At 53.5% G+C, this 21,310-nt stretch carries 15 protein-coding genes; 10 read left to right on the plus strand and 5 right to left on the minus strand.

Annotated elements, in window-relative coordinates; all coding sequences use genetic code 11:
• The 6 genes from CF651_RS28740 to CF651_RS28760 all read left to right on the plus strand — a co-directional run.
• Positions 1-2,644 (plus strand): RCC1 domain-containing protein (locus tag CF651_RS28740; protein WP_179233041.1); only part of this gene is annotated, 2,644 nt, incomplete at its 5' end.
• 110 nt (positions 2,645-2,754) lie between these two features.
• Positions 2,755-6,618 carry an NHL domain-containing protein gene (locus CF651_RS28745; protein WP_094018303.1) on the plus strand — a complete coding sequence of 1,288 codons (3,864 nt, stop codon included), beginning with the start codon at positions 2,755-2,757 and terminating at the stop codon, positions 6,616-6,618.
• Between the two features lie 88 nt (positions 6,619-6,706).
• Positions 6,707-7,105, plus strand: a complete 399-nt coding sequence (locus CF651_RS28750) for a hypothetical protein (RefSeq protein ID WP_094018304.1) — start codon at positions 6,707-6,709, stop codon at positions 7,103-7,105.
• 168 nt (positions 7,106-7,273) lie between these two features.
• Positions 7,274-8,815, plus strand: a complete 1,542-nt coding sequence (spoVB, locus tag CF651_RS28755) for a stage V sporulation protein B (RefSeq protein ID WP_094018305.1) — start codon at positions 7,274-7,276, stop codon at positions 8,813-8,815.
• Between the two features lie 183 nt (positions 8,816-8,998).
• Positions 8,999-9,169 (plus strand): anti-repressor SinI family protein, encoded by a 171-nt coding sequence (locus CF651_RS32060; RefSeq protein ID WP_144029125.1) that lies wholly within the window; start codon positions 8,999-9,001, stop codon positions 9,167-9,169.
• A 156-nt stretch (positions 9,170-9,325) separates the two neighbouring features.
• Complete coding sequence (locus tag CF651_RS28760; RefSeq protein WP_094018306.1) at positions 9,326-9,658, plus strand: helix-turn-helix domain-containing protein; 333 nt, start codon at positions 9,326-9,328, stop codon at positions 9,656-9,658.
• A 58-nt stretch (positions 9,659-9,716) separates the two neighbouring features.
• On the opposite strand, the gene CF651_RS28765 is transcribed toward CF651_RS28760, so the two are convergent.
• Genes CF651_RS28765 through glmS form a run of 5 tightly spaced genes read right to left on the minus strand, consistent with a single transcriptional unit; the run spans position 9,717 to position 17,382 of the window.
• A complete protein-coding gene (locus CF651_RS28765) occupies positions 9,717-11,933 on the minus strand; it encodes a hypothetical protein (RefSeq protein WP_094018307.1) in 2,217 nt (738 codons plus the stop codon).
• Positions 11,934-11,977: 44 nt separating this feature from the next.
• Positions 11,978-12,793 carry a response regulator transcription factor gene (locus CF651_RS28770; RefSeq protein WP_094018308.1) on the minus strand — a complete coding sequence of 272 codons (816 nt, stop codon included), beginning with the start codon at positions 12,791-12,793 and terminating at the stop codon, positions 11,978-11,980.
• Positions 12,794-12,843: 50 nt separating this feature from the next.
• On the minus strand, positions 12,844-14,310 hold the full coding sequence (locus CF651_RS28775) for a glycosyltransferase family 2 protein (protein WP_094018309.1): 1,467 nt from the start codon (positions 14,308-14,310) through the stop codon (positions 12,844-12,846).
• Complete coding sequence (locus tag CF651_RS28780; RefSeq protein WP_094018310.1) at positions 14,307-15,521, minus strand: HEAT repeat domain-containing protein; 1,215 nt, start codon at positions 15,519-15,521, stop codon at positions 14,307-14,309. The genes CF651_RS28775 and CF651_RS28780 overlap by 4 nt, the downstream gene beginning before the upstream one ends.
• A 31-nt stretch (positions 15,522-15,552) precedes the next feature.
• Positions 15,553-17,382, minus strand: coding sequence for a glutamine--fructose-6-phosphate transaminase (isomerizing) (gene glmS / locus CF651_RS28785; protein ID WP_094018311.1), 1,830 nt, complete (start codon positions 17,380-17,382; stop codon positions 15,553-15,555).
• 505 nt (positions 17,383-17,887) lie between these two features.
• On the opposite strand from glmS, the gene CF651_RS28790 reads away from it, so the two are divergent.
• Genes CF651_RS28790 through CF651_RS28805 form a run of 4 tightly spaced genes read left to right on the plus strand, consistent with a single transcriptional unit; the run spans position 17,888 to position 21,276 of the window.
• Positions 17,888-18,727: a decaprenyl-phosphate phosphoribosyltransferase gene (locus CF651_RS28790; protein ID WP_245856201.1), complete on the plus strand. Its 840-nt coding sequence runs from the start codon at positions 17,888-17,890 to the stop codon at positions 18,725-18,727.
• Positions 18,728-18,747: 20 nt separating this feature from the next.
• Complete coding sequence (locus CF651_RS28795; RefSeq protein ID WP_179233042.1) at positions 18,748-19,104, plus strand: EamA family transporter; 357 nt, start codon at positions 18,748-18,750, stop codon at positions 19,102-19,104.
• Entirely contained in the window at positions 19,104-19,568 is a 465-nt protein-coding gene (locus CF651_RS28800; RefSeq protein ID WP_245856199.1) for a divergent PAP2 family protein, read from the plus strand. The genes CF651_RS28795 and CF651_RS28800 overlap by 1 nt, the downstream gene beginning before the upstream one ends.
• Positions 19,569-19,626: 58 nt before the next feature.
• The gene (locus CF651_RS28805) at positions 19,627-21,276 is read left to right on the plus strand and encodes a hypothetical protein (RefSeq protein ID WP_094018315.1); all 1,650 of its coding nucleotides are present in this window, start codon (positions 19,627-19,629) and stop codon (positions 21,274-21,276) included.
• Positions 21,277-21,310: the final 34 nt, after the last annotated feature.

The following is a 21,310-nucleotide window of genomic DNA, read 5'->3' on the forward strand; positions in this document are numbered from 1 at the left end:
CATCGACGACGGGCCGAATCAACCTCCGGTAATAGAAAATATGACGGTGCACACGCAGGTGAATACGGCGGTGACGTTTATCGTCAAGCCGAACGACCCGGATAACAGTCAGTGGTCAGTCCAGTACGGTCGCGAATACTTGTACGGTACGATCAACGTGGTAGGTAATGAGCTGACCTACATGCCGAATCCCGGATTTAGCGGAACGGCGAAGGTTCCCTTCCAGGTGAACGACGGGGTAACTCTCTCGAACATCGCAATATTGACATTTATCGTTGAGGGAGACAACGCGAACGTGCCGACGGTGCAGGACAGCAGCCTGATCACGATGGCGGGTCAGTATATTCGAAGTCCTTTGTTAGGGCATGACCCGAATGGGGATGCCTTGACTTACCAAGTGACAGAGCAGACGAAGCATGGAAGGGTAGTATTGGACAATAGTTTGACTTTCTTGTATACACCGGAGGACGGTTACACCGGGGCGGATCAATTCAAATACCGGGCATCCGACGGGACCCGTGATTCAGGGGATGCAGTTGTAGCCATTCAAATCAAATCGGGTTCGAACAGGTCCCCATACGGGGATATCGGAGGTGCCTTTACAAAGAAAAACCGCCCAGTAAAGAGCCGAATCTTGGCCGAGGATTTGGATAAGGATCCGGTCCGCTTCGTCGTGTTGAACCAGCCGACGCTGGGGACGCTGGATATCGATGATTCGACAGGCTTTTTTACCTTCACACCAAGGCAGGACGCTGTCGGCAGTGAGCTCGTTTGGGTTCACCTTTATGATGGTATAAGCTACTCGGCTGCTCCTTTGGCTGTGCGGATCCAGATTGACGATGGACCGAATCAGCCGCCTGCGGCTGAGGATCTTCATTTGCAAACATCTTTAAATACCCCGGTAAGCTTTACTGTAAAAGGTACTGATCCTGATAACACATCATGGGGCATTGTTTATCTTAGCTGGTTGGATGACGGCGAAGTCGAGAAAAATGGAGACACGTACACTTATACGCCCAGGACTGGATTTACGGGGACAAGAACGATTCATTTTCAGCTCACGGATGGCGTAAGCTATTCGAACATTGCTACGCTGACGATCATCGTCGATGCTGACAAACCGACTGATCAACCGGAACCAAGCGTTTTCCCGCAGGTTCAATCCCAAACGCACAACGTTGCCTTAAAGCAGGACGGCTCGGTTTGGACGTGGGGATACAATGGATCCGGTCAGTTAGGGCTTGGTGACTCTACCTACAGAAAAGTTCCGACCGAGGTGAAAGGAGCGATTGAAGGCATCCGCTTCAAGCAAGTCGATGCCGGGATCCAGTTCACGCTTGCCCTGGCGGCAGACAAAACCGTATGGGGATGGGGACAAAATAACAACGGCGAATTGGGAGACGAAACGACAACACGCCGTTATACGCCGGTTCAAGTAAAAGACTCAACCGATCCGTCAGGCCATTTAACCGGTGTGAAAAAGATTCAGGCAGGCAGCTCATTTGGCGTTGCCCTCAAGGAAGACGGCAGCGTTTATACCTGGGGGAACAATCAAAACGGAGAGCTGGGAATCGGGAACGAGGTTCCGGGAAGTCCGGTTCCGGTGAAGGTTCCGAACCTCCCGCCCATTAAGAACATTTTTGTCCGAAATGGATACACGATGGCAATCGATACAACGGGCTTGCTTTGGGCGTGGGGTGAGGAAAGCTTCGGTCAGCTCGGAATCGGAACAAGACCCGCAAGCGATGTTCTCGAAAGATCGTATGTACCCGTGAAGGTCCATGCCCCGAATAATGCGGCTGCCGGCTGGACGGGTGTTCAGGCCATGGCTCCGGGAATTACGCATGTATTGGCGCTGAAGGATGGCAAAGTATACGCATGGGGGAGCAATCTATACGGCGCATTGGGAAATGGCAATCCGCAAATTCAGTTCGCGGGCTATCCTATGCCGGTTGCGGATCCGAACGACCCGTCCGGCCAGCTGTCGAACGTGATCGCTATTGGAGCCGGCTGGGACCATTCCTATGCAATTAAAAAAGACGGAACGGTCGTTGCCTGGGGAGAAAACGGCAGAGGGCAATTGGGTGACGGAACGACCACGAACCGTTATACCCCTGTCCAAGTCAAATGGCAGGACGGTCGTCCCTTCGACGGGGCGGCTGAAGCGGAAGGCGGGGATGGTTTCGGTGTATTCACCCGTCAGGATGGCTCCGTCTGGGCCATGGGTCTGAATGACGGAGGGCAGTTGGGAGACGGAACGGTCAACATGTCCAGATTCCCTGTAAAAGTAAAATTGTCCTCATCGGATGCCAATTTAAGTGCACTCACTTTATCTGCGGGAACGCTGCAACCGGGCTTTTCCTCAACGATTAACAAATACGCTGTAACGGTGGACGGTGGGGTCAATTCAATCACGCTCGTGCCAACGACGGCAGATCAACATGCCACTGTTACGTTCAGTGTATACGGAAGCCAGCCTGCTCCGATGATGAGCGGTCAGCCGAGCCCGCCAATGACATTAAGGGAAGGGCAAAACGAAATCATACTGGAAGTCACTTCAGAAGATCGCACCAATACGAAAAGGTATCAGATTGTCATCACTCGAACCGCTCTTGCTGCTCTTAGACCGCGGATTGAAGAATGAGACTTGGTTCAAGAAATGTTAAAGAATAACGAAGGGCCCGTGTGAAGGAACTTATCTCAGCTGCTTCACACGGGTCATAACTTGCGAACTAGCTAAAGGAGAAGGAGACAATGAATTATAAGTTTGTGAAGAAGAGACTTCATACTGTCCTGGCACTGCTGATGGCGGGGGTTGGATGTCTGGCGCCAGTCTTGCCTAATGGAGGCTCGGCCTCTGCAGAAGCGCTTGACGGCAGCGGCACGGGTATCATCAGCACTTTTGCTGGAGGTCCCGGAGCCGGGAAAGCTACAAGTGTGGGCCAGATGCCGTTCGATCTATTTGTTACGAGCCATTTTATTTACGTGTCGGACCCGGCAAACAGTGTCATACGACGTATTGACAAAGCCACTTCGGAGGAAGTCGTCGTAGCGGGCAATGGCATCCGAGGTAATACCGGAGACGGGGGAGCGGCTACCGCCGCACAATTGCTTCCCTGGGGAGTGGCTCTAGACAACAACGACAATATGTATATCACCGATAATTTCAGCTCAACGATCCGCAAGGTGGACGCAGGCGGCACGATTAGTACGGTGGATATGGGCCAAGACTATACGTTGTCTCGCCCAACCGATGTCGCGTTTGATAAGTACGGCGCTCTTTATATTGCGGATTCAGGCCATAGCCGGATTCTCAAAGTCGAGGCTCAAGGGAAAGTCTTGGCTCTGGCTGCTGGCCTTCATCAGCCCAAAGGATTGGTGGTAGACTATAATAACAATGGAGAGCCGGTCCTTTATGTTGCGGATACGAACAATCATACGATTCTCGCCGTCACTTCGGATGGAACCGTCAGCACGGTAATCGGAGAAGCGGGAACAACCACATTGGGCGTCAATGGAGCGGCTGCTCTCCCTACTCCGTTGAAATTCCCTCACGGATTAGCCATTGACAGCAGTCATAACCTTTATATTGCAGATCAATCCAATAACGTTATTCGAAAAATGGATACGAGCGGGAACATCAGCACTGTGGCGACCGGCAGCGTCGCTTTGGCAAACCCATTAAGTGTGGCCGTAGACACCAACGGGGATTTATTTATTGCGGATACGGGCAGCCATCTGATTCGCAAGGTAGATGCAACGGGAAATGTCAGCACCATCGGAGGCAATGGAGAAAGCAATTATAGCGGCGATGGGGAACGGGCTGTCAATGCTCAATTAAGCGAGCCTATTTCGACAGCCGTTGACGGAGCAGGCAATGTTTATATTGCGGATACGGCTAATCAACGGGTCCGTAAGGTGGACGCAGCCACCGGAATTATTCATACGATCGCGGGAACCGGGATTTTTGGCAATAACGGTGACGATATTCCGGCAACGGAAGCTCAATTAAGCGGTCCCGAGGGAGTGGCCGTAGACGGAGCGGGCAATGTTTATATCATGGGTACGGGAGACAACCGGATTCGTAAAATAGACGCTGTTACCAAGAAAATCAGCACGGTAAAGGAGCTGGAAGAAAGCAGCCTCACAGGGATCGCTGTGGACAACAAAGGAAATCTCTACATTTCGACCTCGGAGGGGATCGGCAAGCTGAATCTCACTACGGGAAACATTGACTTCATTCTTCATTCGGATGATGCGCAGATTTACTCTGCCTACGGCATTGCCGTAGACAGCAAGGGCAGCATTTACTTTATTGACTCCGGCAGATCTGATGCAGTTTCGAAAGTGGATGTGAACGGAAATATTAGTGTCTATGCGACCGGATTCATTGGGCCCAGAGGACTGGCTATCGATCGGAACGACAATCTCTACGTCGCCGAGACGTCGGGCAGAAGGGTCCTCCAAGTAGATCCGAGCGGGACGGTCACCACGGTTGCCGGCATACCTGGGGCTAACGAATTAATCGGTGACGGAGGGCCTGCGACGAAGGCTCCATTGTATAACCCTACCGGGGTCGCCGTGGACCTGAGCGGCGATATTTATATCGCGGACCCGGGCAACGCCAACATCCGCAAGGTAGACGTGCCGGCCATACCTGCAGGGGCGCTGAGCGCATCTGCTGCAGCTGGGAGCGCCTTCGGAACAACGGCAGTAACGGCTTCCGTTTATGAAGGCAATCACCTGATTGTTCAAGTATCCCCCGCCCGTATTGCAACGCCGTCGGTTGGTGACGAGGTGCCGACAGGTACGGGTATCTTGGCGCCGTACATTTCCGGAACGAGCATCGCCGGAGTTGACGCGGTGACGAACAAATATGTTGGCGTGTATGAAGTGAACGGCTACGGCCGGGTGATCTCGTTCAAGCTGATCGCGCTGACTGCAGCGGAGATCAATTCGGACGACCCATTCGCTTATCCGTCTTATTTAACCGGCCTGACACTATCAACCGGTACGCTCAGTCCAGCGTTTGCCAGCGGGATCACGGATTATTCGGTGGTTGTACCGAATGGGGTGGATGCTCTGACCGTAACGGCGGTTGTGTACAAAGCCGAACAGCATACCGTGACGGCAAGCGTTTATGACAATACGGGCGCGAAGGTTTTGGGACCTGTTGATTTGGTGAGCGGAATGCCGTCTAATGCATTGCCGCTTCGTGTGGGGAATAATGGAATCTGGCTTAATGTGACCGGAGAAAAAGGTACATCGCAGACGTACAAGGTGACGGTTACGCGAGCTGCTTCGTCTAATGGAAGCAAAAGTTCGACGGGCGGAACCTCGGCTCCGGCCAGCAGGCCATCGCAAGACTTTAAAATCATCGTTGACGGCGAACCATTTGAGCAGATCGCCCTAGGCGAAGAAACCAATGAGAATGGGAAAATCGGTTTTACTGTAAAAATGGATGCGGCTCTATTGTCGGCGCAGCTCGCTAAAGCAGGAGGCAAGCCGGTCATCGTCATTCCGGTAACATCGACGGCGGATCAAGTGTCGGTGGTATTAACAGGGGATGCTGTGAAGGCGCTTGAAGGCAAGCAAGCCACACTGGACATCCGGACACCGAACGGCAACTACAGCCTGCCGGCGGCAGAAGTGTCGATCGACCGTTTGGCACAGCAGCTCGACGGACAGGCGAAGCTCGCGGATATTATGGTGCACGTGGATATTGCGAAGAGCGATGCAGCCAAACGACAGCAGTTGGAAACAAGCGCGTTGAAAGGTCATTACAAGGTTGTGGCCCAGCCCGTTGATTATACGATAACCGCTGTTTACAACGGAAAAACAGCGGAAGTGGACAAGTTCGCCTCTTACGTGAACCGGGAAATTCCGCTGGCGGATGGCGTAAACCAGATCACGACGGCAATTGTGATTGAAAACGATGGAGCCGTCCGCCATGTTCCGACGTACATGAAGGTTCGTGAAGGAAAGCGCTATGCCGTTGTGAGCAGCTTGACCAACAGTACGTACGCTGTCATTTGGCATCCGGGGACGTTCGCGGATGTAGAAGGGCATTGGTCCAAAGCTGCGGTAAATGACATCGCATCACGGATGGTGATTAACGGGGTTGACGAGATGCATTTCAAGCCGGATGCTGCGATCACCCGTGCTGAGTTTGCGGGGCTCATCGTGCGTGCGCTCGGTCTTGCCGACAACGACAAAACCTCTGCTTTTACGGATGTAAGGCCGGGTGACTGGTATGTCGGTGCAGTGGCGAAAGCACAGGAGTACGGCATCATAAACGGTTACGAGGACGGAACGTTCTGCCCGAATAAGACGATCACCCGCGAGGAAGCGATGGTTATCATTGCACGCGCCATGAAACTGGCGGGGTTGGAACCAGCAATCAGCGGCACAGAAGCGGAATCGGTTTTGTCCGAATTTGCAGACGGCAAAGCGGTAAATGCTTGGGCCAAGCAGGCGGTTGCCGCTGTGGTGAAGAAGGGGCTAGCAAACGGTTCGGAAGCCGGACTTGTCCCGGCGGGCGAAATCACCCGGGCGGAAACGGCGGCCATCGTGCAGCGATTGTTGATGAAGGCTGCGCTGATTGATGATAAGAGCTAATTCGCTGCCTCAGGTTTAGCCTGCTCCATTTAGGGTAATAACGGAAGAGACGGCCTTCTATTTCCTTACAAAGGAGAGTGCTGATAGGATGAGACAGGTACTAGCTTATTTTTATACGGAAAACGAGGCGGAGGATGTACGTTTGAAGCTGGAGCTATACAAGCATGAGCAGCTAGAAATAGGTGCCCTGCCTGAGGCGCTGGATCGGGGCACCCCATTGCTGCTCCCGTTCGCCTTCGCCGCCGGATCGTCATCCGGTCCGGTAGGAGGCGGCTACGCGGTCGGCTCCGGCTCCAGCGAAACGGCTTCGGCCGGGGCTTTCTTCGGCCTTACGTCGCTGGACGCCGAAGAGCATGACCGCAACCGTGACGGTATCGACGACCGGGCGCTTCTGTACTCGCTTAGCGTGCGGGTGAGGGAAGAGGATTATCTTGAAGTGGTGGATAAAATTCGCCGGTCAGGCGGCCATGTGGCGCATATTTCCTAAAGATTGAACCAACGAACCACTCCTGAAGCGAAAGCGGCGGGAGTGGTTTTTGGTCTGGATGCCTTGAGGAGTTGGGAGTTTGGCAAGCCTTTTAAGCTTGTTCGCATACAATGCAGCCGTTTCGAATATGTATAGAGTTAAGCCTAAAGATATGGAGATGTACGCGACATGCCTAAACCACAATCTTCTTTTGTACGGGGCACCTTTATTTTGACTGCGGCGGCGTTTATTACAAGAATGATCGGGTTTTTAACCAGCATTTTATTAGCTCGCTACTTAGGTCCCGAGGGGATTGGCCTGCTGATGATGGCGCACCCGCTGGTCCCCATGATGATTACGTTAACGAGCCTGGGGCTGCCTGTCGCTATTTCCAAGCTGGTGGCGGAAGCGGAAGCCCAGGGAGATACAGGCAAGGTAAAAAGGATTCTGCAGGTGTCCTTAACCTTAACCGTCTCGATCAGCGTCATTCTCACGCTTGGTGTCTTCATCGGATCCAAGTCTATTGCCTCTGTCATTTTGGCGGATTCGAGGGCGTATTATGCGATGCTCGCCATCATTCCTATTGCTCCACTCGTAGCCATTTCGTCCGTGCTGAAGGGGTATTTTCGCGGTAAGCAAAATATGAAGCCGATCGCCATCTCCGATGTCATTGAGAATATCGTACAAATCGCCGTTATCGTGATGCTGGTGCAGGTGCTGCTCCCGTATGGCATCGAATATGCGGCTGCAGGGGCGATGGCTTGCTCGGTCATCGGGGAAGGAAGCGGGCTCTTGTATTTGCTGTTCATGTATATGCTGCATAAGAAGACGAGTGCCCCTGCGGGATCTCAGGCTAACGCAGCGGCATTGCCTAACAAAAAGCATATTTTATACGAGCTGCTTCACATAGGACTTCCATCCACGGGACAGGGGTTTATTCATTCGATCTACAGAGCGTTCAAGCCCGCGCTTGTCATTAAAAGTCTGGCCATAGCCGGGATCGGGACCGCAATGGCTACGAAGCAGTACGGGCTGCTGATGGGTTACGCGTTCCCGCTGCTCGTATTCCCTACGTTCATTATGAGCTCGCTGTCCACTGCACTTATTCCCTCGATCAGTGAAGCGAATGCGGGCAACAACCGCAGGCTGATCCATCAGCGAATCGATCAGGCGATTCAGCTTGCTTTTATCGTGGGGGCCCCATGCACCTTGATCTTATATATGTGGGCGATTCCGCTGACGACCGTACTGTACCATGCCCCGGAGGCCGGGCACCTGCTCAAGCTGCTGGCGCCGTTTTTCCTGCTGCATTATTTCGAGGAGCCGCTTCATGCCATTCTGCTTGGTGTCGGCAGGGTAAAGACGGTGATGTGGAATTTCATCATTAGCACCGTGCTGCAGGCGGCGGCGATCTTCATCATGGGCTCGGAGTGGGGGATTTACGGGGTAGCAACGGGGATCAACTTTGGGATCTGTATGATTACTGTGCTTAACTTTTTGGCGATTGCGACGCATATCGGCTTTTCTTTGGACAGCCGCAAATATATGAAAACCGTGCTGTGCCTGCTCATCATGGCCATATGCGGACAGGGTGCTTTTGTATTCATGAATCATGCCGGCTATTCGATGCCTTGGGTGGCGGCCGTTTCCATCGTTGTTTCTTTATTGGTGTATGCGATGTCGCTTGTGGCGACCCAAACGTTCAGACTGGCGGCGCGCAACGGCTGGTAGGGCGGACAGGACCGGGTACAAAGAATCAACAGGTAAGCCCGTCATACAACCTGTAAACAAGATCCGCCCAAGTGGAATGGAAAGGTAAAATATCCCAAACCTCTGATTCATACCGACCCAAACCGGGGTAAAAGCACGAAGAGTATAGTGTGCCAAATTTCCGGAGCCAGGAGGGATTGGGCTATGTCATTGTTCACAACGGTACATAATAACAACCTGGATGAGAATTGGATCCACCTGATGATCGCCGCCCGCGATTCGGGGCTTTCTACTGAGGAAGTCCGGCAATTTTTCCACGAATGTAAAAAAACAAACATACCATTAAAAGCGACTCGCAAGAAAGAAGAAGAATAGGCATTTTTATTGGAATCTGCGGATTCTTCTTTTTTTGGAAAAAATGGTAGCGCTTACATGTAAATAACCATGCACAGACAGCTAATTGTTTGTTAAAATAGAATTTATACTATACAAATGGATACAAACAGATGGCACATAAAAGGGGTCACTACCATGATTGGCAAAAAAGTCAAGGAATTGCGTTTGGCGCAAGGTCTTTCTCTATCCGAGCTGGCGGAGAAGGCGGGGGTTGCCAAATCTTATTTGAGCTCCATGGAAAGAGATTTGAGATCGAATCCGTCCATCCATTTTCTCGAAAAAATAAGTCATGTGCTGGGGGTTCCGGTAGAAACCTTCCTACATAACACAACCACCCCTCAAGAACAGCTTGATGAGGAGTGGTTGCAGCTGGTGCGGGAAGCGATGGCTTCCGGCATCAGCAAGGAGCAATTTGCGGAATTCCTGGAGTTCAATAAGTGGCGTAATAGCCGCAACAGCCAAAAGTAACAACGGTGCTGCCGCTTGGTTTCTCACGCTTTTCTGAAAGCTCTTCCTCCCGTAAGGATCAGGAAGGGCTTTTTAGCTTTTGAAACGCTTCCTTCATCAGGTTGTAGCTTTGCTTCAACGTTTCGTGGTACTGGACCTTGTTCCAAGCAGGCCAGCTGTAAACAGGCAGCTTGGATACGGCTATGGACCGGGCGTCGGCTGCTTTGCCGCTTGCCGAGACGGTGCTGCCGCGTTCCGTTATCCATGGGACCAGCCGGATGCCTTTGGTCGTCATGGCTGCGAGCTTGCCGTCCTTGTCGCCGTAACTCATGACCTGCAGAGAGCTGGGATCGGTAAATCCAAGCAGCATCCAAGGGATGCGCATCTCGACCTTATTGCCCTTGGCCTGCCACATCGCGAGCGAATTGAAATCGGCAGAGGAGCGGTCGGTCGTCCCGCGCAGCAAGCGGCCTGCCGGGACGTCCTCGAACGGATAATATTGGGTCGAATCGGGAGGAATCATCTCCAAGCCGACAGCCAGCTTCCATGGTTTAAATAAGCCGGAATCGTCCTTCATTTCCTCAGGCTTCTCTTCAAGCATCCCGTATTGCTTTCCATACAACCGGGTATGAAAATCGTAATTGGACGCGATTTTCACTTCGCTTTCATTATCTTTCCCCAGAGTAATCAGCGTTTCCAAGCCTTCGTCCAGCTGACGGCCGCCGAGCTCGCTCGCATGCTTATTTCCTCCTGGAACGGTATCGACGCCCAGATTCAGCAGCTCCTGCTCGGGATTGAAGGGCTTATCGAGCTCGGCCAGGATGTAGACATAAGATTCATCGTGTGTCATGGTGATCGACTTCCAGCCGGGATAAGTCCCTTGAAGCACTTGCTTATTGTTTGCCGGGAGCGCATTCCAGTCGTTGTCCTCTCCATCCATGCGGAGGATGCCGTCCTTACCTGACAGCTCCGCCACCAACCCGAAATACTGCTCGTTCGTCAGCACATTATGCCAGTATTTGCGCCGTGCTTGAGGAATTTCGAACTGCATTGTATTCCAGGTGCGTTTGAACCATTCATCCTGCCAAGAAAAAACAATGCCTCCGGCCATGCCTTCCGAGTGAATGTCCTGAAGCAGGGAGGCGTTAATCCGGCCTTGCTCCGCTTCATCGTGACCGCCTTGATTCCGGTTTTTGTTCGCTACATGACCGACACCGAAAGAGGAGGGAACGCCGAATTCGGTAATCATAACAGGCAAATCCTTGTGATAGGCTTTCAGGCTGCGCAAGTAGCTGCGGTACGTGTTAGGAGTACCATCCGCGTCCTTCACATGCTGAAGCGAAGTATCCAGCCGGAAAAAATCGGGATAATACGGATAAGCATGAAACGAGGCGAAATACCCGCCCTGCCAGCCGGCTGCGTCCAGATGCGTGGCATCAACGCTGACCATATCCTCTTGAATGAGAATTTCACCCGGATGGTTCAAAGGATCCGTTGTAACCCAGTTGGTGAAGGTTAACGGATGCTTCCAGCCGTTCTGCTCCTCCTGCACCGCGAGATGGTCCAGCAGCCGGGCAAGCCAGTTCTCGAACGGGCTCGCTTCAGGCTTTGCTGAAATATACGAGCCTTTGAAGCCGGTTTTGTCTTTATGCTTTTCATTGGTGTTCTTCACCATATTGGGCTCCCATTCTGTGCCCAGATGCCAAGCCAGAAGGTAGGGGCCTGCGTTAAAGCGGTACGCGCCGCTGGCTTTGCCGAAGCGTTCGGGGATTTCAACAGCGCCATATACTGCGCCTACGGCCAGTGTAATTTCATTTTCAAACTGCTTGTAGATTTCATCGAGATAGGCGTCTTTTTTCTCAATCAATTCTTCCTCAGGAGTCCACACGCCTTGGATAAAATAAAGCGGCTGCTCCGCATGCTTCTGATTGTATTCCACCAAGGCTTCATAAAAGACCGGGGAAAGAATGGTATAGACGCGGATAGTGTTAGCTCCGAGCTCTTGAATTTGCTGGAACCATTTCAGGTACGTTTCCTTATCGATAGGCAGCTCACCGGGGTCATGTCCCGGCAGCGCTGCGCCTACATTGACCCCCTTGACGAAGAAGGGAGACCATTGTTGCTTGTTGTATATTTCCAGGTGATCGCCCTGGGTGCGGAACTTGATGTGCGACCCGTCGGAGCTTTGCATGCTCTCAACCTTCTTGGCAGGCCAATAATGCCACAGGAGCAAGCCGACGAGCGCAACGGCCAGCAGCCGCACGATCCAGGTAACGGATAGATGGGCCCTTTTCATGGCATGAACTCCTTAAACGTTTTCGGAGAAAACCGGCGTCCGGCTTATGCGAGCAGCCTCCGCAGGCGAGCCTCCAGCTCCACGGGAGAGAACGGCTTTTTGATAATATCGGCGACGCCGAGCTCAAAGCACTTATATATATCCTGCTCGACGCTAAGGTCCGTCAGAACGACAACCTGGCAGTCAGGAGCTTGCTCAGACCGGGCCACGCGGTGGATCAATTGGTACCCGTCCATCGCAGGGAGCATCAGCTCCGTAAGGACGAGGTCCGGCTTCACGGCTTCAATAAGCCGCAGCCCCTCCAAGCCGTCTTGGGCGGGATGGACGTCGTAGCCTTGATGGCCAAGACGAATGTGGAGAAATTCCTGCAAATCCGCATTCGGTTCGACCATAACGATGCTCGGCGCGGAAATTGTACGCGGCTGACCGGAATAAATAGCTATCTCATGCTCCGTTCCCTCCGATGGCCCGAGATGGGACATGAAATCGTTCAGCGCTTCCGGCGCGACCGGCGCGCTTTCTGGAAAGCTTGCGACGGCAATGCCTCCGGAGAGGAAGCCGGCGTCCTGCAGGAATGCTTTTACCGTTAAAGACAGAAAGTGGGTAAACGACAGGGATTGTCCCGGCAGCAGTACCGTCAAGACGGCATCGTCAGCATCATAAGCGCCAATCACCTTCAGATTCAAGTCTTCCATTTTTAATCTGGTTTCCAGATCCTGAAGCACGATGGAGCGCAAAACCCCTGTTCGCGCGGCAATCATGCCGCAGCTCTGCCATCCTGCGGGTGATTGAAGCACCTGTTGAATTTGATGGTACAAACGCTCTGACAATAGGGATTCGGATAGCAGCGAAGAATTCATCTGTGTAATCACTCCATTTCGATTCGTTTGTGTAACCTGTGCCGTTGTTCTTATGAGATCGCTTGAGCCTTGGAAGCATTGGTGCCGGTTGCGGCGGATCCGGTGTTCGCGGCAGTATCTTCCTTCCAGCTGCGCCGTACCATGTTCCCCCAGCCGTTATTGCGCCGAACGTAATCCCAGTGGCCAAGCAGCTTCCAAAAGGCGTTTAATTGATCATAATAAACGGAAATGACGATAGAAATACCGAGAATGCGCAGCAGGCTTGGACCGCTGACCCGGCGTCCCATGGCTATTTCCTCAATGATAAGCGACCCGAGCGTGAATACGAGCCCGATCAGCAGGTTGGCCAGCAGGAAGACGAGCAGCACAGGCAGCTGAGTCATATCCATCAGCACATAGCCAGCCAGCGCAGCCAAGCCGGATAACCGGATGTAGGGGCTGACCGTTTCGTACAAAATGGTGTAAGGCAGCGATAGCCAGCCGATCACCTTATATTTCGGAATAAACAGCATGGAGCGGAATCGGATCACATTCCACAAGGTTCCCCGGATCCAACGGCGTCGTTGGGACCCCAGAATACTTAGCGTATCGGGAGCCTGCGTCCAGCAGACCGCATCGGGGCAGAAGATGATTTTGTAAGGCAAATTTCTGGCGAGCATATACCGGTGCAGCTTCATGACGATATTCATATCTTCGCCGGGGCAATCTTCCTCGTAGCCGCCGACCTCGATCAAGTAGTCCTTGCGGAACAGCCCGAAGGCGCCGGACACGATCAGTAATCCATTCATGGAGCTCCAGCCGATCCGTCCGCCGAGAAAGGCCTTCATATACTCTACATATTGAATGGCAGGGAGCCACTTGTTCGATAAGCGAATGGAGGTAACCCGTCCATCCTCTACAGTACTTCCGTTGGCAATGCGGACATTGCCGCCGATGGCGATATGCTCCTCAGGGTTTTCCATATATACCTTCACCAAGCGGATCAGTGCGTCTTTTTCCAATAAGCTGTCTGCGTCAATGGTTGCGACAAGCGGGTATTTGGCTACATTAATGCCGGCATTCAACGCATCCGCCTTACCTCCGTTCGCCTTATCGATAACAATAAGCTTCGGATACTGCGGGTTGTGATACATTTGCTTGATCTGCTTTGAAGGCACCAACGACCGGAACGCAGTGAACCGGCAGGGCTTCAGGTCAAAGGCTTCCACCAGCACTTGAAGGGTACGATCCTTGGAGCCGTCATTGATCACGACGACCTCATAGACGGGAAATTCCAGCAGCATTAAGGAACGGACGCTTTCAATAATGGTCAGCTCCTCATTGTGTGAGGGAACCAGAATCGATACGGGCGGAACATGCTCCGAGCCTGCGAGCTCGCGGAAGCGGGAATACATGGTGCTTTTGACCAAGGACAGCATTTTTTGATGGGACACAGCCAGAATGAAAAAATATAGGATGCTGGACCCGATAATCAAGTAAGTGGCGACGACGCCATAATCCAGTAAAAATGGTCTCATCCGGCTCCTCTTTCTACGAACCGATGGGGACTGAACTCATTTTGAAGGCTCGTGTAGTTTTGTTGAAAAATCGTCCGATACATATGGGACATTTCGTTCAGAAAAGGAATGTGCCGCACTTCTTCGGCTGCGGCCGCGATGGCTTGATCCATTTTCTCATGAATGGCATCCCATGTTGCGTCCAAGAGCGATTCCGATGGGGCGGCGTGGGCCGTTTCGCATAGCGCTTTGAAGCCTTCGAGCCCGAGACGGGCCAGGCTTTGCGCGCTGTTGTAGCGAACCCACCATTGTTCATCGGTTAAGGAGGCTTTCAACGGCTCCATATCGAATAGCAGCTGATGCGCACCGATGGCTTTGGCGGCGGCAGCCCGGATCTCCCAGTCGGGGTGTGCCAGCAGCTCGCTGACACGCCCGGGCAGGAGAAGATGGGGGTCGTTCAGCAGCAGCTTGGCCGCACGAACGCGGACCTCCTTGGCATCGGATGAAATTAGCCGCTCCAGCGATGTCACGCTGCTGGGCCGATTGCTGCCGGATAAGCCGGTCAGCGCCAGCAGAAGCAGTGTCTCATCACTCTCCGTATCCAGCATTTCATGATAGACGGGTACGGCATCCACGGACGAAGACGAGATGATGTCGGCAATGAGCTGCCGGGCCTGCGGGTGCTGCTTCGCGAGCAGCGCGATGAGCTTGTGCAGCTCCTCCGGCTTTTGCGCGCATTTGGCGGCAGCCCGCCCGATGACGAAGGCGGTCGATTCAGCCGTCTCGCGCTCCAGCAGCGCGAGCAGCGTTTCTGTGCATTCAGCGGCCCTCATCACACCCAGAAGATGGGCCGCCTCGACGCGGACCCAATGCCATGGGCTGCTCAGCCGCTTTCGCTCGGCCTCAACGAGGCCGATATCCCGGCACAGCGCCGTAAGCTTATCCCTGTGCCGTCCGTGGATCGTTTCGATCCATTCAAGCAGCTTGGATTGCACCGCTCTGAGCTCCATCCCGGTTAAAGGGCCGGGCGGAGGCTGAAGGGCATCGTGGTCATCCATCTGGATGCTCAAATAAGTGAAATAGTCCTGATGCTTGGCAAGGCTTTGCTTCATTTGCTCGGCGGTCCTTTGATTGCGGAATCGCAGCAGCCCCAAGACGGTGAACCCGCCCGCTATTGCGGCTCCCAGGACGTACAACACGGAAGCCGCTTCTTGTAATGGCTCCATCTCCATACGTTTCTCTCCTTCCGCAACAATAGGTCTCTTATTCGACCGTTACGCTTTTGGCTAAATTACGCGGCTTGTCTACATCATTGCCGCGAAGCGTCGCCGTGTAATAGGCAAGCAGCTGGAGCGGGATCACCGCTACGGCAGGCGTCAGCAGGGCGTGGGTATGCGGTACGTAAATCACGTGATCCGCGGTTTTGGCCAGCTCCATATTGCCCTCGAGGGCAATCCCGATGACGTACGCTCCGCGTGCTTTCACTTCTTTTATGTTGCTGATCGTTTTCTCCAGCAGCCGCTCGTCCGTAGCCAGGGCGATGACCGGCGTTCCCTCCTCAATCAGAGCAAGAGACCCATGCTTCAATTCGCCAGCGGCGTAAGCTTCCGAATGGATGTAGGAAATTTCTTTGAGCTTGAGGGAGGCCTCCATAGCGACACTGTAATCCAGGCCGCGGCCGATAAAAAACAGGTGCTCATGCCGTGTGATTTGATGAGCCAGCTGTTCAATCGGCTGCAGCCGCTGCAGCATCTCTTCTACCTGCACAGGCAGCCGCTCCAGCAGGGCCAGCATTTCGACTAGCATTACCTTATCGATCGTTCCCCGGGCTTCAGCCATGCGTAAGGCCAGCAGATAGAACGCGATAAGCTGGGAAGTATAGGCTTTGGTTGAGGCGACCGCGATTTCGGGTCCTGCAAGGGTGAAGAGCACATCCTCCGCCTCCCGGGCGACAGAGCTCCCGACCACATTGGTAATAGCCATCACGCGGGCTCCGCGCTCCTTGGCTTCTTTCATGGCGGCCAACGTATCCGCCGTTTCACCGGATTGGCTGACGGCAATCACAAGGGTATGGTCCGGAACGACAGGCATCCGGTATCTGTACTCGGAGGCCAGATCGACCTCGACCGGAATTCGTGTCAGCCGTTCGATGACCGTTTTCCCGACAAGGGCTGCGTGATAGGCTGTTCCGCATGCGACCATTTGAATATGGCGTACGTCCCGAGCCTGTTCGTCGGTCAAATGCATCCCGGGTAAAACGACGCTCTGATTGGCTTCGTCGATCCGTCCCCGCATCGTATCGCGGTAGGCACGCGGCTGTTCGTGGATTTCCTTCAGCATGAAGGTATCAAAGCCGTTCTTTTCCGCCATCAGGAGGTCCCAATCGATATGAAACAGCTGGGTCGCGATAAAATTGCCTTCCAGCGTCATCAGGTCTACGCCCTCACGGGTCAGTACGGCCATTTCTCCGTCATTCAAAATGTAGACATCCCGCGTATATTCCAGAATCGCCGGAATGTCGGACCCGATAAAGTTCTCCCCGTGGCCGACGCCGATAATTAACGGGCTTGCATGGCGGACGGCGACCAGCTTGTCCGGTTCATGCTCGGACAGAACGGCGATAGCATAGGCCCCGCGGATTCGGCCGATCGCATGGCGAACGGCTTGAATCAAGCTTCCTTCATAATGATGCGCAATGAGATGGGACAGCACCTCGGTGTCGGTTTCCGAGACGAACCGGTAGCCTAGCGCTTCCAGCTCCTCTTTAAGCTGCAAGTGATTTTCTATAATGCCGTTATGTACAACGGAAATCGTTCGGTCTTGATCGGTATGGGGATGGGAATTTTCATCCGAAGGCTTCCCATGAGTCGCCCAGCGCGTATGGCCGATGCCGGCCGATCCGGTCAGGGGCTCGTTTTGCAGACGATGCTCCAGCTCCGTAATTCTTCCCTTCGCTTTGCTTAATTGAAGACCGTTTTCGGTATAAATGGCCACGCCGGCCGAGTCATACCCCCGGTACTCCAATTTTTTCAATCCTTCCAAAAGAATAGATTGTGAATCTCTGTTGCCGATGTAACCTACAATACCGCACATCAGTTACTCCTCCTCATGATCATTTTGATGGGATTGATCTTTTTTTCATTTCAATCATACGTTTGAGCTCTTCCCGGCTGATTCCGGCATTCAATGCGTCGATGTGCCATCGATCCTTAGTTGTAGCTTCCTTGTAAGTGCAGGTGTCCCAGAGGACGTTCTATATACAGAACGGAGGGAATGTTCCATATACAGAACGATAAGTGCAGTATAGCGCAAAGAAACAGAAAATAAAAATCGAAAAATGCGGATAATTTCGTTTTAGCGAACAAAATCCTTTAAATACCTCCGTTATTCTCCAAAAACCGGCATGATTCTGTTCTTTATATAGAATGATTTGTTCGATATAATGAATGCCGGAACAGAAGGAAGCCTATGCACCCATCTGCCCGGAAGCACCACAAAATCCTAATGTAAAGGAGAATGGGGAATGGCTCAAACCAAAGCTCACATCAAGCTGAAAAGGGGGGGAGATCGCGCGCTGCCGATTCAATACCTTATTTTGATGCGCCCCAGGCAGTGGACCAAAAACCTGCTGGTGTTCGCCGCCCTTATTTTTTCCATTCAACAGGCGGACCTGAATATGCTGATCCGGGCCTTTACCGGTTTTATTCTGTTCAGTCTTGTCTCCAGCTGTGTGTACATTCTCAATGACTATGTTGACCGGGAGAGGGACCGGATGCATCCGGAGAAAAAATTTCGCCCGCTCGCCTCCGGCGCAATTCATCCGCAGACGGCGCTGGCGTTTGGGTTTATTTTGCTGACGTGCTGTATCCTGGCGGCGTTCCGGTTCCACGTGCTGTTCGGCTGCGTGCTGTCCGCTTATTTTTCCCTGAATGTGCTGTATTCATTGAGGCTTAAGCATGTGGTCATTCTGGATCTTCTTATTATTGCGTCCGGATTCGTCCTGCGTGCCGTCGGCGGGGGATTGGTCATCGGCGTCTCACTAACGCCTTGGTTCTTGATTTGTACGATGCTGCTTGCCTTGTTCCTGGCCATCGGGAAACGGAGACATGAGCTGTCGCTTCTTGAAGGGGGCAAGGGAGCGCACCGTAAAGTGCTGGAGTCGTATTCTATGGGGATGCTTGACCAAATGTCGGCGATCGCCACAACGGCAACGATCATGAGCTATGCCTTATTCACCTTCACCTCGGGCCGTTCGATTCATTTGATGTGGACGCTCGTTTTTGTTTTGTACGGTATGTTTCGGTATTTGTATTTGATTCATATGGAGGACAAGGGCGGCCGTCCCGAAAAGCTGCTGCTGGAGGACAAGCACATCCTGCTCACGGTCGTATTGTACGGGTTTTCCGTAGGCTGCATCCTGCTGTTCTTCAATAAATAATGTAGGGAGTGAACAAGCGTGTGATCAAATACATATGGTTGATCGCCTCGATTCTGCTGGGAGCAGCGGGGCAGGTTCTCATGAAATGGGGCGTCAGTGCCGCAAAGCCCGCCGGAGCGGCCTTACTTACCTGGGCAGGCGTGAAGGCGTATTGGCCCGTCATGGCGGGAATCGGGAGCTATGGGCTCAGCTCGATCTTTTGGCTCCTGGCTTTAAAAAGGTTTCCGCTCAGCACCGCTTACCCCATGGTCAGCGTGAGCTATATCGTGGTCATGGTGCTCAGCTTCTATTTGTTTCAAGAATCGTTATCTATGCAAAAATGGGCCGGCGCCGCCTTGATTTCAGCGGGAGTGCTGGTTATCGCACGGGCAGGGTAATGACCGGACCAGGAGGTGAGAAAGCAAACATGGAAATCAGCGCCCGATTCTTATACCCGGCAATGCCGTTTATCGCATGGCTCGTATCGGGGACTTTGAAATATATGGTCAACCGCATCCGTCACGGCCGAGAAGCGAACAAGCTGATCGGCAACGGCGGCTTTCCCAGTACACATACTTCGGTAGTCTCGTCGGTGACCATGCTTATCGGCTTCGATCAAGGCTGGGGAACGCCGATGTTCGGCCTCGGGGTGGCCTTGACCTACATCGTGATGATCGATGCGGTGGGGATCCGCCGGGCCGTTGGGGAGAACGCGAAGTGGATCAATGCGCTCACCCGCGAAAGTGCTGCCGCCGTTGAAGCGGGGCTGCGCGAAAGACAGGGGCACACCCGTCTTGAGCTCCTTGGGGGGCTTGCCGTAGGTATGCTGCTGGCATGGGCGGCCTCACCATGGCTCGCATAGCCGAAACCATAAAATACATACGACAGATATGGAAACTACGGATGTGAGGAGTGGCCTTATGAAAAACCGACTGGCAACAATTAGTTTCATGACGGGAACAGCGCTCTTGATGCTGGTTGTCGCTGCTTTCGTCATTCCGTCCCTGCTGTTTTTAGTGAAGGTTCCGCTGCTTCCGCTGCATTTTTGGCTGGCAGCTGCGGCTTCCGGCGCTATAGTGTGGCTGTTGTATCACTCGATGGGGGAACAACAGCCCGCTTGGCTGCCGGCAGTAGCTTTGTCGGGAGCGGCATTGCTTTTTGTTTGCTGCTTCTTGATCAGCAGTTATTTTTACGATGTATCCTACGATGGACAAGCCTACCATCAGGAGGCGATCATCCAGCTTGCGGAAGGGTGGAACCCGGTCTATGATGCGCCGTTATCCATGCCTACAGGCAACAGCATCTGGGTCAATCATTATGCCAAAGCGGCGGAGCTGGCTTCCGCTTCGATCTTCATGGCTACCGGGGTGCTGGAAGCGGGCAAAGCGATCAACCTGCTATTGATTCTCGCTTCCGGGCTGCTCAGTCTGTCCGCCCTGCTGGCGCTGCGTCCTCATCAGCAGCTGCAAGGCTGGGTTGTCGCCCTGCTCTTGGCGCTGAATCCTGTCAGCGTGTATCAGGCGTTCAGCTTTTACGTGGATGGTCTGCTGGCCTCGCTGCTGCTGTGCCTGGCAGCTATAGGCTGCCTGATCTATGTGCAGGCGAGCCGCATGCTGCTTCTTATCTATACCTTGACGATGATGATGATGATGAACATCAAATTCACGGCCATCGCTTATGCCGGCTTGCTGACGATCGGCCTGCTGATCGTATTGTACATGAGCGAGCAGTTCGGCCTGCTGAAGCGGGTGTTTCGCATCGCTGCCATTGGCGGTATCGCAGGGGTTCTGTTAGTGGGCTATAACCCTTATGTCACCAATACCGTACGCGACGGTCACCCGTTGTATCCGTTGGCCGGAGACGAAGCCATCGATGTGGTGAAAAACTTCATCCCGCGCAATCTGGAGCGGATGAACCGCTTCGAGCAGGCGGGTGCCTCTTATTTTGCCAAAACGGTCGGCAACAGCTCGGAGAAAAGACCGACCGAGTTCAAATGGCCGTTCACGTTTACGGACCGGGAGCTTGCCGTCTACGGAGAGCCCGATGTAGCCGTATCCGGCTTCGGGCCGCTGTTCAGCGGCATACTGCTTCTCTCGCTCGCGGTGCTGGTGCTCGCATTCCGCCGGCGCAGCGGCTTAACCTTGGCAGCCCTGGGTATTATCGTGCTGCTGGCGGCCTCGGCCTTCGTCAATCCGGCGGCGTGGTGGGCACGCTATGTGCCTCAGCTGTGGTTCGTGCCGCTCATTTGCGTCTGGCTGGCGCTGAGCTTGAAGGGGCACCGCGTGCTGAACGCTGCCGGATGGACCCTTGCGCTTGTCATCATGGTCAATACGCTGCTGGTCGGCGGGACGTATACGCAGAAGCAGCTGGCCCTGACTCAGGAGCTGAAGGCGCAGCTCGCAGAGCTGCAAGCCGCCGGGCAGCCGGTGAAGGCCGAATTTACTTACAGCTGGTCGAATCAGGAGCGGTTGAAATCGCTGGGCATCGCTTTTAAAGAAGAAAGCCCGCTGGCCTGCACGGCCGGGAAGCTGACGCTGGTCAGCTCGGGGACCTCCTTATGCTTGAAGTAGAGACGAGAGAAGAGTGCCTGATCGAAGGAGGATA

This window comes from Paenibacillus rigui, from assembly GCF_002234615.1.
Taxonomy (GTDB): Bacteria; Bacillota; Bacilli; order Paenibacillales; family NBRC-103111; genus Paenibacillus_S; species Paenibacillus_S rigui.